Below are 15,822 nucleotides of genomic sequence, written 5' to 3'. Positions count from 1 at the left end.
TATCGGCTAATATTCCCCAAATGGAGGAGCCACAGCTATCGGATTTCCACAGGCCACACCTTCGAAAAAGCTGTAAAAATCAACCATAACGATAGCCATTAGGAAAAAATGAACGTTAAAGAAGATGATGCTTGACGCCCCCTCGGCGCAGCATAATGATGGCGCGTTGCGAGTGTGAATGACATTTCTTGATCAGGAATCTCAGATCCAAAATTGCGGGGTGCAAAGTGGAAACTGCGGTTGATTCGAAACTTATCGAGGCGATCACCTACGACGAAGACAGCCGGCATCTACGGGTCTATCTGACCAACGGTCAGAGGCGAGAATATGAAGGCGTTCCCAAGGGCGTCGTCGTCGGGTTGACGATGGCGGAATCACCGGGAAATTTCTACATGAAGGCAATCAGGGGCAAATATCCTCCTCGCCCCTAATGTCCTATCGATCACGACGATAGGATCCTTGTTTCAGCTAAGATGCGGGACCGGCATTCGCCGGTCCCGCAAACCAGTCTCCCGCCGACCGACGGTGCATGCCGTCAATAACCGCCGAGAAAATCGCGGACCGCATTGATCTCGAGCGGCGCAATCTCGTGACCGCCGGGATGCCAGACCACCCTGATCTCCGCCCCTCGGTTTTTCAGATGTTCGGACAGCGCCTCGGTCATGGAGACGGGCGCGATAGGATCCCGTTGCCCGGCCGTCATCAGCACCTTTCTTCCCGCGAGCGTCGACTGGGCTTCGGGTTGAAACGGAATGAGCGGGTGCATCAGAACCGCGGCATCGAAGATACCCTTCTCGATCAGGACATTGGCAAGAATATTTGCGCCGTTCGAAAAACCCAGGCCGAGAATATGGGAAGCCTGGTACTCGTCAGCGAATGCCTTGACGTAGGCGGCCATCTTCTCCGTCGCGTGTGAGAGATCGGGCATGTCGTAGACCCCCTCCCCGGTGCGGCGAAAGAAGCGCGCCGCGCCATGTTCGGAAACATCGCCGCGCGGCGAGAGAATCGTCGCTTCAGGCAGCAGGCGCCGGCCGAAGTCGAAGAACTGGTTCTCGTCGCCGCCGGTGCCGTGCAGCACCAGCAAGATGGGTTTATCAGGTGCACCGGCATGCAGCCGGTGCACATATCCGGTTTCGGTCATATCGCCTATCCTCACACTTCGAGCGGCTGCAGATGCTGCTCGAGCAGCGCGCGAAGATGGGTGTGCTGTTGCGGCAGTTTCAGGGCTTCGCCAAGATGGGCCGTATGCTCGTCGCGGTCGAAGCCGGGCTCATTGGTCGCGACCTCGAACAGCACGCCGCCCGGCGTGCGGAAATAGATCGCCCAGAAATAATCGCGGTCGATCACCGGCGTGACCTGATAACCGGTGTCCATCAGCGCCTTGCGCACTTCGAGTTGCTTCTCACGGTTTTCGACGGCGAAGGCGACATGGTGGACGGAGCCGGCACCCGGAAGGGCGCGGGCAATGTTCGGCATGGTCTCGAGATCGATGAGATGCGCGCCATTGCCGGAAGGCTTGATCAGCCGCTTGACGCCGTCCCTTTCCTCGGCGACCTCGTAACCCATGAACTTCAAGAGTTCGGCCGTAGCGCCTTCGTCCCTCAGCCGCATGGCGACGGAGTGGAAGCCGTAAATGGCATGGTCTTCGCTGATGCCGCCATGTGTCCAGGCCTGGCGGGCGTCATCCTTGACCTCGACGAGCGCGAAGCCATCGCCATCCGGACCGGAGAAGTTCAGCCGTTTTTCGCCGAAACTTTCCTCGGCTTTCAGGCCGCCGACACCAAGCGCGGCAAAGCGATCGCTCCAGAAGCCGAGCGAGCCCTGCGGAACGGAAAACACCGTCGTGCCGACTTCGCCGGTACCGGGACGGCCCTGCGCCATCTTCGGGAACGGGAAATAAGTCATGACCGTGCCGGGCGCACCGGTCTCGTCACCATAATAGAGGTGATAGACATCGGGCGCGTCGAAATTCACCGTCTTCTTGACGCGTCGCAGGCCGAGCGCATTGGTGAAAAACTGGTTGTTGGTGCGGGCATCCTGCGCCATCGACGTGACGTGGTGCAGACCCTTGATCTGATCGAGCATGTCAAACCCCTTTCATGCCCGCCGTTGCGGGCTTTCGATGAAGCTAAGATGCGCGCTGAAACTCCCGTCGAACAGACCCGTAGACCAAAACGCATTGTCTTCTTTTAGTGAACGAACGACAAAGTCCGTTCACACTAAAGCATGTCGCGCAAAAGTGTGCAGCGGTTTTGCGATAACGACATGCGTAAAACAAGGATCTAAAGCGCGAGGAGCGAATCTGAAAGATTGCGTCGCGCTTTAGGCCCCATGGGGATCCGCCGGCAATTGCCAGTCGATCGGGGCACGTCCGCGCGACTGCAGGAAGGCATTCGCCTTCGAAAAATGCCCGCAGCCAAAAAAACCGTTATGGGCCGAAAGCGGCGAGGGATGCGGCGCCCGGAGCACGAGATGCCGCGCCGTATCGACAAAGGCGGCCTTGCGTTGAGCATAGGAACCCCACAGCATGAAGACCACGGATTCGCATTCATCGTTGACCTTGCGGATGACGGCGTCGGTGAAGCGTTCCCACCCCTTGCCCTGATGAGCAGCCGCCTGCCCTTCCTCGACAGTCAGCACGCTGTTCAGCAGGAGTACGCCCTGCTTTGCCCAATGTTCGAGAAAACCGTGACGTGCCGGCGCTATGCCAAGATCCGTCTCCATCTCCTTGTAGATATTGACCAGGGAGGGCGGTATGCGCACGCCCGGGCGGACACTGAAACACAGCCCATGGGCTTGCCCGACTCCATGATACGGGTCCTGGCCGAGGATGACGGCCTTGACGTTGGAGATCGGCGTCAGATCGAGGGCGCGGAAATATTCGCTGCCCTTGGGGAAAATCCGCTTGCCGACCTGCTTCTGCGCGACGAGGAAGGATTTGAGCTGTTGCATGTAGGGGCTTGAAAACTCCCCCTCCAGCGCGGCTTTCCAGCTCTCCTCGAGACTGACGGATGTATCGCTCATCTAGGAAAATCCTTCGCATATGACGAAACAACGGACACACGGTTCTAACAAAATCGATCTACGCTGCAATGCCTGCCGGCGCGGCAATGGGTCTACACCTCCAGAATTCGGTGAGAGTAGATTGCGAGAGGCTGTCCGAGGCACCGCCGTCCGTATTTAACTATATGATGGCTTTGGTATTTACGCCGGCAGGCGGCCTGAGTAGAACTTTGATCGTGAAATCGGAGCCATGTCTTCCCATGAAATTCGGCACGAGCGGCCTTCGCGGACTTTCAGTCGACCTCAAGGGACGCGCCTCCGCCCTCTACGCCACCGCGTTCGGCAAATATCTGCTGCAGACCGGCAAGGCGCGGGCCGGCGACGTCATTCTGATCGGCCGCGATTTTCGCGATTCAAGCCCTGAAATCTCGGGGAATTGTGGCAGTGCGCTTGCCGCGCTTGGCTTCCGGATCTTCGACTGCGGCACCGTCCCCACACCCGCCCTTGCCCTCTATGGCCTCGAGAGCAACGCCGCATGCCTGATGGTTACGGGCTCGCATATTCCGGCGGATCGCAACGGCATCAAGTTTTATCGCCCGGATGGTGAGATCGACAAATCGGACGAGGCTGCTATCACCGCATTGGCGGCCGAGATCGAGCGAACCGGTGAAACCGTGACGCAGGCGCCAGCTGAGACGGAGGAGCATGAAGCGATCTGCCGTCAGCTCTTTTTCGAACGCAATACAGCCCTGCTTCCGCAAGGCGCGCTGTCCGGCATGAAGATCGGCGTCTACCAGCACAGCAGCGTCGCCCGCGACCTGTTGGTTGATGTTCTCGCCCATTACGGCGCCGAGATCACCGCTCTTAGACGTTCGGAGAGTTTCATTCCCGTCGACACCGAAGCCGTTTCAGACGAGACGATCACGCTGATGAAGCGCTGGGTGTCCGAGCACAAGTTCGATGCGATCGTCTCGACCGATGGCGACGGCGACCGCCCGCTGGTCGCAGACGAAACCGGCACGCCGTTGCGCGGTGACCTTCTCGGCCTTGTGGCAGCCAATTTCCTCGGCGCCGGCACTGTGGTGACACCGGTTACCTCCAATTCCGGCATCGAGGCCGCGGGCTCTTTCGCCGTCCGGCGCACCCGCGTCGGCTCACCCTTCGTCATATCAGCCATGGAAGAGGCGGTAGCGGCCGGCGAAGATCATGTCATGGGCTTTGAAGCCAATGGCGGGCTGCTGACCGCAACCGCCTTTGATATCAACGGCCGGAACGTGCGTGCCTTGCCGACACGCGATTGTTTTATCCCGATGCTCGCGATCCTGTCGCTCGCCGCCACCCGCAGACAGCCGCTTTCGGCCGTTGCCGCCTCCTATCATCTGCCATTTGCCGCCGCCGACCGCCTGGAGAATTTTCCGCTGGAAACGAGTGCCGCGCTGATGGAGCATCTGCGCGCTTCGGACGAAAATCTCTCGGCTTTCCTGCAGCCGATCGGCGAGGTAGCGACGAAATCCGACATCGACGGACTTCGGGTGACGCTGAGGGATGGCGGCATCATTCATTTCCGCCCCTCCGGCAATGCCCCGGAAATGCGCTGCTACACGGAGGCCGGCAGCGAAGCAGCAGCCCTGGAGCTGCTGGATACAGGGCTCAATCGAATAACAGACTGGGCAGGCGCCCGCTAACATGCGACGAACAAGCCGTTTATTTCAAGGAACCCGCCTATGACGCAGAAAATCGTTCCCGTGATCATGGCCGGCGGCAAAGGCACGCGGCTCTGGCCGCTTTCCCGTGCCACCGCACCGAAACAATTCATCCAGTTCGTCGGCGACAAGACGCTGTTTCAGGAAACTCTCGAACGCGTTTCCGATCCCGAGCTCTATGAAGCCCCAATCGTCGTCACCAATGAGGAATTCCGCTTCCTGGTCGCCGAGCAGGCCCGCGCGCTCGCCGTCCCTCTCGCTGCCGTGCTGCTCGAACCGGTCGCCCGCAACACTGCCGCGGCAGTGGCCGCCGCCGCAACGCTCGCTGGTGAGCTGTTCGGCAAGGGCACCATCATCCAGATGCTCGCCTCGGATCACGAGATCCTTGCCGATGAGAGCTATTTCGATTGCATCCGCATCGCCCGCGATGCCGCTGCCGAAGGCAGCCTCGTCACTTTCGGCATCAACCCGACGGAGCCGGCGACAGGCTACGGCTATATCGAGATCGGCGACGCGCTCAAAAACGGTGCGCACAAGGTCAAGCGCTTTATCGAAAAGCCGGCACTCGAGAAGGCCGAGCAGATGCTCGCCGATGGCGGCTTCTACTGGAACTCGGGCATCTTCATGTTCCCGGTGACGGAACTCATCGCCGAACTGCAGGAATATGCACCCGATGTGCTGAAGGCGGCCAGCAAGGCCGTTTCGAAGGCAAGCCGCGACCTTGATTTCACCCGCCTCGACGCCGACCATTTCGCCAAGAGCCCCGATATCTCTATCGACTACGCGATCATGGAAAAGACCTCCAAGGCCGCCGTCGTCCCCTCGCCGTTCAAATGGTCGGACATGGGAAGCTGGGATGCCGTCTGGAAATCAGGCGCACGCGACGACAACGGCAATGTCGCCGCTGCAAACACCACCGTCGTCAATACCCGCAACTCGCTCGTCATGACCCATGGCGTGCATCTTGCCGTCCAGGGCATGGAGGATGTCGCCGTCATCGCCAGCGAGGACGCCGTCTATGTCGGGCCGCTCAAAGACAGCCAGAATGTCGGGCAACTGGTCAAAATGCTGGCCTCGTCTTCCGCCACGGCGAAATTCGCCGAAACCCATCCTACATCCTATCGCCCCTGGGGCGGCTATACCTCCATCTTCAACGGCGATCGCTTCCAGGTGAAGCGCATCTTCGTCACGCCGGGCAAGAAGCTTTCGCTACAAAAACACCACCATCGCTCCGAACACTGGATCGTCGTCAAGGGAACGGCTGAGGTGACGGTCGGCGAGAACGTGCGTATGCTGCGCGAGAACGAAAGCGTCTACATTCCGCTTGGCGAAGTCCACCGCCTCGCCAACCCCGGAAAGATTCTTCTCGAACTCATCGAGGTTCAGACGGGCTCCTATCTCGGCGAAGACGACATCATCCGTATCGTCGATGAGTTTGGAAGAACGTAAAATCGCAGCCGGAGCGATGGTCGAGCTTTTTCCGGCGCGACCATCCTCGCTGTTGAATTTCCTCTTGGGGTTCTCGTAGAATGGATGTACCGACAGACATGACCGGAGATATCCCCCTGATGCGTACCTTGCCCGTCCTCGCCGGATTTCTTGCAATCATGTTGCCGGGAATGGCGTTTGCCGAAACGGCAAGCATGCGAACCGCAAACGAGTCGGAAATTCGCCAGCACCTGCCCGGTACGTCCGAACTGAAAGAAGCCAAGAACGGCTACGAATATCGCGACGGCAATAAGAATGGCTACAAGATAACCAATGGCCAAGTGTGCGTCCTGTTCCCCAGCAAGAAGACCGATTGCGTCAACGTGAAGACCGACGGCAAGACCTTTCAGATGATCGACAAAAAAGGCGGCCGAACCAGATTCTGATGTGTAGCCCCGGCAAGCTTATCTTGCCCCAGGCAAAGTCATTTTGCCGAAGGCGCTTCGCCATCCTTGTCGAGAACGAAGTCGGCGATCAGACCCGAATGGTTCGAGCCGAGGTTGTCATCGAGACGTTTCAGCGATGTCAGATGAAGCGGCGCGCGCGCAAATATGTGGTCGATGGCGATCCCGAGCGCGCCGGCGCCGATCGGCCATGTTGCCGGTTCTGGCGTGATCGTCTTCAGTTGCTGCTCGCGCAGGAAACCCTGGATGCTCGGGGCAATCGCCGAGGAGTTGAAATCACCTGACAGCACCAGAGGGCCGTCGATTGAGCCAAGCGCTTTGCCGAGATCTTCCAATTCAGCCATCTGGAAATCGTCGAAGTATGGTTTTGTCAGGTGCGCCGAAACCAGATTGATGGTCTCGCCGCCGAAGTCGACGCTTGCTACGACCAGCCTGTTTTTTCGAAGACTGCCCATGCTCGCGACCTGCCGGCTGACGAACGGGCGTTTGGACAGCACCAGCGTATCGCATGTATCCTTCCCGGCATCGCAACCGATATGATAGGGATAGGCCTTGAACAATTGCTGCAGGTGAAACGTCAGCGGCTTGGCTTCGAGCAGATTGACGACGTCGGCATTCGACGCGATCACCATGTCGGTGATTTCAGTCGAGTTTTTCCAGTTGTCGATCGCGATGTTGAACGACATCAGACGAAAAAGCGGCCGCCTGTCGGTGCCTCTGTCGCCCTCCGAGAACTCGCGCAGCATGATAACGCCGTGAGCGACGAGAAGAAGCGAGGCAAGCAGAAGGATGAAGCCGTAAATCTGTCTCTTGATGGCCAGAATAATGAGGCTGGCGGCGACGAACACGACGCCGAGGTGAACCTGAAAGCTGTAGACAAAGGACAGAAGCCAGAAGTTCGTGACATAGCGTAACGACACGATCGCGATGGCAACGGTCAGAAACGCGCAGAGAATCCAATAAATTATATCTCTCATCGATCCTGACCTGCTTGCAGACGACCGGCCGGCCATAACATGCAAGCAATCATGTTGCAATGCAGCATAACGGCCGAGAGTTGCGGCTGACCGGCAGCCGATATCGATAGTCTCGCCCTCATCCGGCAAGGCAGCGGCGGACAGGCCGGCGACAGTAGGGACGGTGCTGTGGCCTTCTCGTTCAAAGACCTATCGACTCGGCCTCTTTTTATCTTGTAAGTGGGGTCACTTGATACGGAATCGGCTCTTTGCCATCGGCAGGAAGTCGAGAAAAGGTGGGAATGCGCTACTTCATTACAGGGACTGCCGGCTTTATCGGTTTTCATCTGGCCAGGCGCCTGCTGCAAGAGGGGCATGACGTCACAGGTTTCGACGGCCTGACCCCCTATTACAACGTCAAACTCAAGGAGATGCGCCATGCAGCGCTCTCCCAGTTTCCAACCTTCAAGCCCGTAATATCAATGCTCGAGGACCGCAAGGCGCTGGAGAAGGCTGTTCTCGCCGCCAAGCCCGACATCCTGATTCACCTCGCCGCACAGGCCGGTGTGCGCTACAGCCTTGAAAATCCCGAAGCCTATCTCCGCTCGAATGTCGAAGGCTCGTGGAACATCCTGGAAATCGCACGACACGTCGAGATCCGCCATCTGATGCTGGCTTCCACCTCGTCGATCTACGGCGCCAATCCGACCGTGCCCTTTCACGAGACCGATCGTGCCGATGAGCCGTTGACCATCTATGCCGCGACGAAGAAGTCGATGGAACTGATGGCGCACAGCTATGCCCATCTTCACAAGATTCCGACCACGGCCTTTCGTTTTTTCACCGTCTATGGCCCGTGGGGCCGCCCTGACATGGCGCTGTTCAAATTCACCAAGAACATGCTTGAAGGCCAGCCGATCGAGATCTACGGCGAAGGAAACATGAGCCGTGACTTCACCTATATAGACGATCTCATCGAGGCGATCGTCAGGCTATCGGCGGTCGTCCCGTCCGAGGAAAATCGCCTCGAAAACACGGCTGTCGAAACGCTCTCGCGCCAAGCGCCCTTCCGTGTGGTCAATATTGGCGGAGGCCAGCCGGTCAGCCTGATGGATTTCGTCGAAACGGTGGAAAAGGCGCTCGGCCGTCCTGCCATTCGCAAGATGCTGGCAATGCAGAAGGGTGATGTGCCGCGCACCTTCGCAGCTCCCGATCTGTTGGTCGCGCTGACCGGATACAAGCCGGATACGACCCTGGATGTCGGCGTCAAGGCCTTCGTCGACTGGTATCTCGACGTACGCAGCGAACTCGGCGCATAGATCAGGATGATTCTAGGTCGGATCGACCTAGAATCTAGTCAGGTGTCAGCGCAGAAACGCAACCGCTTGTACGGCATCGACCGCCGTCGAAAACACATAGTCGACGACAACGGTGAGGCTCCGCGAATAGGTCTTGAGCCGGTAGCCCTCGCCCTCGATCGCAGCGGGGCTGCGCAGGACGAACGGAACGCCAGGGCGCACGAAACCGGCGCGGGTCGTCAACGGAACCTCGGGCGAATGGCCGATGGCGGAGGTGTACATCAGGTCGCGGGCGAGGCTGGCTGGGCCGATGGCGAATGCCGGCTCGGCAGCCGCAGTGATGGTCAGGCTCAAGGCGATGGCGGCAAGAGTTCTGTGCATGTTGAAGTCCCCGTTTGCGGATCGGCGGGCTTTCGGTTTGCCCGGCTCCAAACGATCGATGCGTCTGTCCACGCTTCGGTCGCTTTCATGAGACCACTCTACACATCAGTATTTTCAGGGCTTTTAAGCGGATCGGTCAAATTTTACGAAATTTGATTTTCTGTCCGGAAGGGCTCGGAACGCAGAAGGAAATAGGTCCCGGCCGCGAGCCGGGAATGCAACATCGGCAATGACCTGGACGCTGTATCGCAGTCTACAAAATGCGATCCAGCTTCTTGTTGATATGAAGGTTCGGCATCACTCCCGCGCTTTGCGCGGCATGATAGGATTCGCGGGCCGCATCGAACGAGATCGACCACATGATGGCGCTAAGCAGCAGCGCGATGATATAAATCTGAATACGCATCGAACCGGCGATACGGAACGAGCAAGGCAGTTTTGTGTCAAAACATGGTCACAGGAATCACGAAAAAGTGGCGGGCTTTTTGTTTCGCAGTCGGTTGGCACCAGACACATTAGTGTCTTGAAAATTAGCGATACTGTATCGCTACCTGTTTAGCAGCCGACCCCGAGGCTTGGTTCCTCTTCCCACCCCGAGAACCCTGAGAGACCCGTTTCCAACGGGTCTCTTTGCCTTGTTTCCAGAACAGCAGAGATCACCCTGATCCGAATTGACGCTGAACCGCTGAACGGCACATCTCGATCCCCAATCAGGCCACGCATCCAGCTATGAGCGATGTCACGTTTCTTGCCCTTGCATCAGCAAAGGCATCGGTCGATAACATCTGCCTTCAAAATATATCAATCGATTGACTTATTTCTCTGCCGGCGTTATAAATCTGTCATGACCCAAGAACACGACAGCCAGCCACCGTCCTCCGCCCGTGCCGAGATCGCGCGTCAGAAGATGCTGTCCGCCGCCCTCGATGTCTTCGGCCGTTATGGCTTCGACGGCGCGTCGACGCGCCAGCTCACGGAAGCGGCCGGCGTCAACCTCCAGGCAATCCCCTATTATTTCGGCAGCAAGGAAGGTCTCTACATCGCCACCGCCGAATATCTGATGATGCGGATCAATACGCATGTCGGTGACATGAGGGCGCGCGTCGGCGCGCATCTGCTGGCGCTCGACGCTGCAGGCAAACCGCTTGGTGAAGCGGAGGCTCGCCATTTCCTGACCGAGATTTTGCAGACCATGGTGACGTTGTTCGTCGGCAAGGAATCCGAATCCTGGGCGCGCTTCCTGATCCGCGAGCAGATGGAGCCGACAGAAGCCTTCACACGGGTCTATCAGGGCCTCATGCGGCCGATGATCGAGATGGGCCGGCGGCTGATCGGCGCTATCCTTCATGAGGATCCCGCCTCGGAACATGTGCGCCTGCGCACCTTCACCCTTCTCGGCAGCATCCTCGTCTTTCGCGTCGCCCATGCAGCCGTGCTCGCCCAGATGGAGTGGGACGGCGTCGGCCCGGAACAGGTGGAAACCGTGCGCGGCCTCGCCGCAGAGCTGGTCGATGCCATCGGCGCATCGAAAGGAAGTGCAGCATGAAACGCATCCTTGCCATCGCCATCCTTCTTCTCGTTGCGGCGGGTGCCACCGCCTGGTGGTACGCCCTGCCCCAAAAGCTCGGCTGGTTGCCTGAGGCCAGCCACGAGTTCGTCCTTTACGGCAATGTCGATATCCGCCAGGTCTCGCTCGGGTTCCGTGTCAGCGGCCGTCTCGCCGAACTCCATGCCGACGAAGGCGATGTCGTCAAAACTGGAACGGTTCTGGCAAAGCTCGATGCAGCACCCTATGAATTCGCGGTCCGCTCGGGCGAAGCCAATGTCGCAGCCCTCCAGGCAACGCTGGACAAGCTGAAGGCCGGTCCGCGGCCGACAGAGATTGCCCAGGCGCGCGCCGCCTATGACGAAAGTATCGCCGATCTCCGCAATGCCAACCTCGCCTACGACCGCGCCCGCCAGTTGCGCCCGCAGGGCACGATCTCCGAGGCCAGCCTTGATCAGGCGACCGCTGCAAGGGCCATGGCCGCCGCACGCTCCGACTCCGCCAACGAGGCGTTGAAACTGCTGCTGGAAGGCTCCCGTGTCGAGGATATCGCCGTAGCCGCCGCCCAGTTGAAGGCGGCGCAGGCAACGCTTGCCTCCGCCCGCACCTCGCGTGATGATACCGAACTGCGCGCGCCGAACGACGGCGTCATCCTCTCCCGCGTCAGAGAGAATGGCGCGATCGTCTCGCCGGCAGACACCGTCTTCGTGTTGTCGCTGACAGAACCCGTCTGGGTGCGCACCTATGTCGCTGAACCCGATCTCGGCCGCATCCATCCCGGCATGAAGGTTGCGGTCACCTCCGATACGGCGCCCGACAAACCCTATGAAGGCACGATCGGCTTCATCTCGCCGGTTGCCGAATTCACTCCGAAATCGGTGGAAACGCCGGAGCTGAGGACAGACCTCGTCTATCGCCTCAGGATCGTCATCGACAAGCCCGGCCCGGATCTGCGCCAGGGCATGCCGGTTACCGTGCGTTTTCCCACGCCGACGGCGGGCGGACAATGACCGCCGCCGAGACCGGCCGGGGCGACAAGCCGCTCGTCCGGATCGACGGTGTCACCAAGCGCTTCGGCGATGCGCCAGCCGCCCTTGACGCCGTCTCCGGCATGATCGGCGGCGGCGCAATCACCGGTCTCGTCGGCCCTGACGGCGCCGGCAAGACGACGCTGATCCGCCTGATGACCGGCCTGATGCTGCCCGATACGGGAACGATGGAGGTTCTCGGCTTCGACACGCGCAAAAACGCCGCCGGCATCCAGGCGGCGATCGGCTATATGCCGCAGCGCTTCGGTCTCTATGAGGACCTTTCGGTGCAGGAGAACCTCGATCTCTATGCCGATCTGCGGGGCCTGCCGAAGGGTGAGCGTGCCGAGGCGTTCGACGAGCTGCTGACCTTCACCGATCTCAAGCGTTTCACCGGCAGGCTCGCCGGAAAGCTCTCCGGCGGCATGAAGCAAAAGCTTGGCCTTGCCTGCGCGCTTTTGAAGAAACCGCGCCTGCTGCTGCTCGACGAGCCTGGCGTCGGCGTCGATCCGATCTCGCGCCGCGACCTCTGGAAGATGGTCGAGAACCTGACGAAGGAAGGCATCGGCGTCCTTTGGTCGACCGCCTATCTCGACGAGGCTGAAGCCTGCGACCATGTGCTGCTCTTGAACCAGGGAAAGCTGCTGTTTTCGGGAAAACCTGATGACATGACCGGCCGTGTTAGCGACCGGGTTTTCCGCGTCTCGGGCATGACAGGGCGCCGCCGGCAGGTGCTCGCCCGGCTTCTGCAGGCCGATGGCGTCATCGACGGCGTGATCCAGGGCGAAGCGATCCGCCTCGTCGCCGCCAAGGACAGGAAACCGGATATCGGCTCGGCCGGCGATGGCGCAACGCTCACCCCTGCCCCGCCCCGCTTCGAGGATGCCTTTATCGACATGCTGGGTGGTGGCCCTGGCGGCCGATCGAGACTGGCCGAGGCGCAACAGCCGACGAAAGGCGACGACATCAGGCCGGTGATCGAGGCCAAGGGGCTGACCAAGCGCTTCGGCGATTTCACCGCTGCCGACAATATCAGCTTCGATATCCGCCGCGGCGAAATCTTCGGCCTGCTCGGCCCGAACGGCGCGGGCAAATCCACCACCTTCAAGATGCTCTGCGGCCTGCTGAAGCCGACCGGCGGCGAAGGCCGCGTTGCCGGTTTCGACCTTCGCCGCGATGCCGCCGAGGCCCGCAACCAGCTTGGCTATATGGCGCAGAAATTCTCGCTCTACGGCGATCTGACCGTCATGCAGAACCTCGAATTCTTCTCCGGCGTCTATGGCCTTCGCGGAAGACACCGGCGCGAGCGCATTGACCTGATGGCCGGCATCTTCGATTTCGGCCGCCATATCAGCCAGCCGGCCAAGGACCTGCCGCTTGGCCTGAAGCAGCGCCTGGCGCTTGCCTGCGCCGTCATACACGAGCCACGCGCCCTCTTCCTCGACGAACCGACCTCCGGCGTCGATCCGATCACCCGGCGCGAATTCTGGACGCATATCAACGCGCTGGTCGAAAAGGGCGTTACCGTGCTCGTCACCACCCATTTCATGGACGAGGCGGAATATTGCGACCGCATCTCGCTGATCTATCGCGGCCGCTCGATCGCGCTTGGTTCGCCCGATGAATTGAAGGCCCGCGTCGCGACCAAGGAGCTGCCTGACCCGACAATGGAGGATGCCTTCATCGCCCTGGTGCAGCAATCCGAGAAGGAGGATGCAGCATGAGCACCTCTTCCGGCCGGATGCGACGTCTCTTGGCCCTCGTGCGCAAGGAAAGCTTCCAGGCGATCCGCGATCCGAGCAGCATCCTCATCGCCTTCGTGCTGCCGCTGATCCTGCTCTTTCTCTTCGGCTACGGCGTCTCGCTCGATACCACCCGCACCCGCATCGGCCTCGTGACCGAGGAGATGACGCCGCTGACGCAGGATCTCTCGGCCAGTTTCCAGGCCTCGCGCTATTTCGATGTGGCCATCGGCCGCGACCGGCGTCTGTTCGAGGAAGACCTCGTGCTCGGCAAGCTGCGCGGCATCGTCGTCATCCCCGCCGACTTCACCACGCGCTACACCGCCGGCAACCGCCCCGATATCCAGGTGATCGTCGATGGCTCCGAACCGAACACGGCGAATTTCGTGCAGAACTATGCCCAAGGCACCGTTGCCAACTGGGAGCGGCAGAGGCAGGCGGACGTCGCCTCCCACAGTCCCGCCATTTCGGTCGAACAGCGCTTCTGGTTCAATCCTGAACTGACCAGCCGCAATTTCCTCGTGCCCGGCTCGATCGCCATCGTCATGACGCTGGTCGGCACGCTTTTGACCTCGCTCGTCGTCGCCCGCGAATGGGAGCGGGGTACGATGGAAGCGATGATGGCGACACCGGTGACAGCGGTCGAACTGCTCGCCGGCAAGATCCTGCCCTATTTTCTGCTCGGCCTCACCTCGATGACGCTCTGCGTGCTGCTTGCGGTCTTTCTCTTCGGCGTGCCGTTCCGCGGCTCCGTCGCTGCTCTTTATGCGCTGTCGGCCGCTTTCCTGATCCCGGCGCTTGGCCAGGGCCTGTTGATATCGACGGCCACGAAGAACCAGTTCCTTGCCTCGCAGCTGGCGCTGATCTCGGCCTTTCTCCCTGCTTTCCTGCTGTCTGGCTTCCTCTTCGAGATCAATTCCATGCCGACCGTGATCCAGTGGATCACCTTCATCGTGCCGGCGCGCTACCTGATCCCCAGCCTGCAGACGGTGTTCCTGGCCGGCGATATCTGGCCGATGTTTCAGCAGGCGATCGGCGTGATGCTGACGATCGGCGCCATCATGTTCGTGCTTGCAGCCCGCAGCACCAGAAAGAGGATCGGTTGAGATGTGGACAAGGCTCTACGCCCTGATCGTCAAGGAACTGCTCGCCGTCCTGCGTGATCCCAAGGGCCGCGCCATCCTGATCGGCCCGCCGATCGTCCAGCTTCTCGTCTTCTCCTATGCGGCGACGCTCGAAGTCCGCAATGTCGACGTGATGATCCTCAACCGCGACAACGGTCACTGGGGCCAGGAACTGATCGAGCGCATCGATGGCTCGCCAACCTTCCGGAAAATCGAGATTGCAGGAAGCCAGGCGAAGGTCCGGGTGGCGATCGACAACCAGACGGCCATTGCGGCCGTTGAGATCGGCCCGGACTTTTCCCGCAATATTGAGGCGGGAGCGCCGGCCGACCTGCAGGTGGTGCTCGACGGCCGCCGCTCCAACGCCTCGCAGATCGTCGCGGGCTATCTCTCGCAGATCGGCGCCGCCCTCGCCGCCGAGACGCCAGCCGGCAAACGTGCCGGCGCCGACATCGTCTCGACAGTGCCGCGCAACTGGTTCAACCCGAACCTGACCTATCAATGGTTCATGGTGCCGAACCTGATCGCCAGCATCGCGCTGCTGATCGGTCTCATCGTCACGGCGCTGTCGATCGCCCGCGAGCGCGAACTCGGCACCTTCGACCAGTTGATGGTCTCGCCGCTGCGCATCCACGAGATCCTGATCGGCAAACTGATCCCGCCGATGATGATCGGCCTCTTCCACATCACCGTCTATATCCTCGCCGCCGTCTTCCTCTTCGAGGTGCCGCTGCGCGGCTCGCTCTTCCTGCTGTACGGCAGCGCAATCTTCTATCTCGGTTCGGTCGCCGGCCTTGGCCTGTTCATCTCGGCGCTGTCGATGACGCAGCAGCAGGCGATCCTCGGCGCCTTCCTGTTCATGGTCCCCGCCATGCTGCTCTCCGGCTTTGCGACGCCGATCGAGAACATGCCGGGCTGGTTGCAACCGGTGACCCTGATCAATCCGCTGCGCTATTTCCTGGTGATCGTCAAAGGCGTCTTCCTCAAGGATATTCCGCTGAGCGAGGTGGTGAACCAGACGATTCCGCTGGCGCTGATCGCCACTGTTACGCTCAGCGCCGCCGCCTGGCTCTTCCGCCGGCGGCTGGAATAACCAATGCTTCGGCCGCCTCACAGAATGTGAACCGGCCTTCCAAAGCGTGACTCTCT

Annotated in this window: 16 protein-coding genes; 11 read left to right on the top strand and 5 right to left on the bottom strand. The window is 60.2% G+C overall.

The features are described 5' to 3' along the window. Positions 1 to 188 precede the first annotated feature (188 nt). Positions 189 to 431 carry a KTSC domain-containing protein gene (locus tag GR198_RS00990; RefSeq protein WP_003542164.1) on the top strand — a complete coding sequence of 81 codons (243 nt, stop codon included), beginning with the start codon at positions 189 to 191 and terminating at the stop codon, positions 429 to 431. A gap of 104 nt (positions 432 to 535) precedes the next feature. Here GR198_RS00990 and GR198_RS00985 read toward each other — a convergent pair whose 3' ends face one another. The 3 genes from GR198_RS00985 to ung form a co-directional block, all read right to left on the bottom strand. Then, on the bottom strand, positions 536 to 1,141 hold the full coding sequence (locus tag GR198_RS00985; RefSeq protein WP_029872381.1) for an alpha/beta hydrolase: 606 nt from the start codon (positions 1,139 to 1,141) through the stop codon (positions 536 to 538). A gap of 11 nt (positions 1,142 to 1,152) precedes the next feature. Beyond that, the gene (locus GR198_RS00980; protein WP_029872382.1) at positions 1,153 to 2,085 is read right to left on the bottom strand and encodes a VOC family protein; all 933 of its coding nucleotides are present in this window, start codon (positions 2,083 to 2,085) and stop codon (positions 1,153 to 1,155) included. A gap of 237 nt (positions 2,086 to 2,322) precedes the next feature. Further along, positions 2,323 to 3,024 carry a uracil-DNA glycosylase gene (gene ung / locus GR198_RS00975; RefSeq protein ID WP_029872383.1) on the bottom strand — a complete coding sequence of 234 codons (702 nt, stop codon included), beginning with the start codon at positions 3,022 to 3,024 and terminating at the stop codon, positions 2,323 to 2,325. A 239-nt stretch (positions 3,025 to 3,263) separates the two neighbouring features. On the opposite strand from ung, the gene GR198_RS35250 reads away from it, so the two are divergent. The 3 genes from GR198_RS35250 (at position 3,264) to GR198_RS00965 (ending at position 6,580) form a co-directional block, all read left to right on the top strand. Next, entirely contained in the window at positions 3,264 to 4,688 is a 1,425-nt protein-coding gene (locus GR198_RS35250) for a phosphomannomutase (protein ID WP_029872384.1), read from the top strand. A gap of 39 nt (positions 4,689 to 4,727) precedes the next feature. Beyond that, the gene (locus GR198_RS35245) at positions 4,728 to 6,155 is read left to right on the top strand and encodes a mannose-1-phosphate guanylyltransferase/mannose-6-phosphate isomerase (RefSeq protein ID WP_062943550.1); all 1,428 of its coding nucleotides are present in this window, start codon (positions 4,728 to 4,730) and stop codon (positions 6,153 to 6,155) included. A 119-nt stretch (positions 6,156 to 6,274) separates the two neighbouring features. Beyond that, positions 6,275 to 6,580 (top strand): hypothetical protein, encoded by a 306-nt coding sequence (locus GR198_RS00965; RefSeq protein ID WP_029872386.1) that lies wholly within the window; start codon positions 6,275 to 6,277, stop codon positions 6,578 to 6,580. Between the two features lie 38 nt (positions 6,581 to 6,618). Here the strand turns inward: GR198_RS00965 and GR198_RS00960 are convergent, their stop codons facing one another. Then, entirely contained in the window at positions 6,619 to 7,575 is a 957-nt protein-coding gene (locus GR198_RS00960) for an endonuclease/exonuclease/phosphatase family protein (protein WP_029872387.1), read from the bottom strand. A 281-nt stretch (positions 7,576 to 7,856) separates the two neighbouring features. Between GR198_RS00960 and GR198_RS00955 the strand changes: the two genes are divergently transcribed. Then, positions 7,857 to 8,873: an NAD-dependent epimerase gene (locus GR198_RS00955; protein ID WP_029872388.1), complete on the top strand. Its 1,017-nt coding sequence runs from the start codon at positions 7,857 to 7,859 to the stop codon at positions 8,871 to 8,873. Positions 8,874 to 8,918: 45 nt separating this feature from the next. On the opposite strand, the gene GR198_RS00950 is transcribed toward GR198_RS00955, so the two are convergent. After that, a complete protein-coding gene (locus tag GR198_RS00950) occupies positions 8,919 to 9,233 on the bottom strand; it encodes a hypothetical protein (protein ID WP_029872389.1) in 315 nt (104 codons plus the stop codon). A gap of 229 nt (positions 9,234 to 9,462) precedes the next feature. On the opposite strand from GR198_RS00950, the gene GR198_RS00945 reads away from it, so the two are divergent. The 6 genes from GR198_RS00945 to GR198_RS00920 all read left to right on the top strand — a co-directional run bounded on the left by GR198_RS00945 (position 9,463) and on the right by GR198_RS00920 (position 15,766). Next, positions 9,463 to 9,792, top strand: coding sequence for a hypothetical protein (locus GR198_RS00945; protein WP_164066927.1), 330 nt, complete (start codon positions 9,463 to 9,465; stop codon positions 9,790 to 9,792). A 285-nt stretch (positions 9,793 to 10,077) separates the two neighbouring features. Further along, a complete protein-coding gene (locus GR198_RS00940; protein ID WP_029872390.1) occupies positions 10,078 to 10,779 on the top strand; it encodes a CerR family C-terminal domain-containing protein in 702 nt (233 codons plus the stop codon). Beyond that, positions 10,776 to 11,789, top strand: a complete 1,014-nt coding sequence (hlyD, locus tag GR198_RS00935; RefSeq protein WP_029872391.1) for a secretion protein HlyD — start codon at positions 10,776 to 10,778, stop codon at positions 11,787 to 11,789. The genes GR198_RS00940 and hlyD overlap by 4 nt, the downstream gene beginning before the upstream one ends. Then, a complete protein-coding gene (locus GR198_RS00930; RefSeq protein WP_164067001.1) occupies positions 11,786 to 13,531 on the top strand; it encodes an ATP-binding cassette domain-containing protein in 1,746 nt (581 codons plus the stop codon). The genes hlyD and GR198_RS00930 overlap by 4 nt, the downstream gene beginning before the upstream one ends. Beyond that, positions 13,528 to 14,655, top strand: coding sequence for an ABC transporter permease (locus GR198_RS00925; protein WP_164066999.1), 1,128 nt, complete (start codon positions 13,528 to 13,530; stop codon positions 14,653 to 14,655). The genes GR198_RS00930 and GR198_RS00925 overlap by 4 nt, the downstream gene beginning before the upstream one ends. 1 nt (position 14,656) lies before the next feature. Then, on the top strand, positions 14,657 to 15,766 hold the full coding sequence (locus tag GR198_RS00920; protein WP_029872393.1) for an ABC transporter permease: 1,110 nt from the start codon (positions 14,657 to 14,659) through the stop codon (positions 15,764 to 15,766). Positions 15,767 to 15,822 lie beyond the last annotated feature (56 nt).

The organism is Rhizobium leguminosarum (assembly GCF_010668065.1).
Taxonomy (GTDB): domain Bacteria; phylum Pseudomonadota; class Alphaproteobacteria; order Rhizobiales; family Rhizobiaceae; genus Rhizobium; species Rhizobium leguminosarum_S.
Note: the sequence above shows the minus strand (reverse complement) of the source record. Positions and strands in the feature narration are given on the sequence as shown.

Bases quoted from the DNA above. Each gene is read 5' to 3' on its own strand.
- GR198_RS00985 (WP_029872381.1), bottom strand. From the start codon at position 1,141: ATGACCGAAACCGGATATGTGCACCGGCTGCATGCCGGTGCACCTGAT.
- GR198_RS00980 (WP_029872382.1), bottom strand. From the start codon at position 2,085: ATGCTCGATCAGATCAAGGGTCTGCACCACGTCACGTCGATGGCGCAG.
- ung (WP_029872383.1), bottom strand. From the start codon at position 3,024: ATGAGCGATACATCCGTCAGTCTCGAGGAGAGCTGGAAAGCCGCGCTG.
- GR198_RS35250 (WP_029872384.1), top strand. From the start codon at position 3,264: ATGAAATTCGGCACGAGCGGCCTTCGCGGACTTTCAGTCGACCTCAAG.
- GR198_RS35245 (WP_062943550.1), top strand. From the start codon at position 4,728: ATGACGCAGAAAATCGTTCCCGTGATCATGGCCGGCGGCAAAGGCACG.
- GR198_RS00965 (WP_029872386.1), top strand. From the start codon at position 6,275: ATGCGTACCTTGCCCGTCCTCGCCGGATTTCTTGCAATCATGTTGCCG.
- GR198_RS00960 (WP_029872387.1), bottom strand. From the start codon at position 7,575: ATGAGAGATATAATTTATTGGATTCTCTGCGCGTTTCTGACCGTTGCC.
- GR198_RS00955 (WP_029872388.1), top strand. From the start codon at position 7,857: ATGCGCTACTTCATTACAGGGACTGCCGGCTTTATCGGTTTTCATCTG.
- GR198_RS00950 (WP_029872389.1), bottom strand. From the start codon at position 9,233: ATGCACAGAACTCTTGCCGCCATCGCCTTGAGCCTGACCATCACTGCG.
- GR198_RS00945 (WP_164066927.1), top strand. From the start codon at position 9,463: ATGACCTGGACGCTGTATCGCAGTCTACAAAATGCGATCCAGCTTCTT.
- GR198_RS00940 (WP_029872390.1), top strand. From the start codon at position 10,078: ATGACCCAAGAACACGACAGCCAGCCACCGTCCTCCGCCCGTGCCGAG.
- hlyD (WP_029872391.1), top strand. From the start codon at position 10,776: ATGAAACGCATCCTTGCCATCGCCATCCTTCTTCTCGTTGCGGCGGGT.
- GR198_RS00930 (WP_164067001.1), top strand. From the start codon at position 11,786: ATGACCGCCGCCGAGACCGGCCGGGGCGACAAGCCGCTCGTCCGGATC.
- GR198_RS00925 (WP_164066999.1), top strand. From the start codon at position 13,528: ATGAGCACCTCTTCCGGCCGGATGCGACGTCTCTTGGCCCTCGTGCGC.
- GR198_RS00920 (WP_029872393.1), top strand. From the start codon at position 14,657: ATGTGGACAAGGCTCTACGCCCTGATCGTCAAGGAACTGCTCGCCGTC.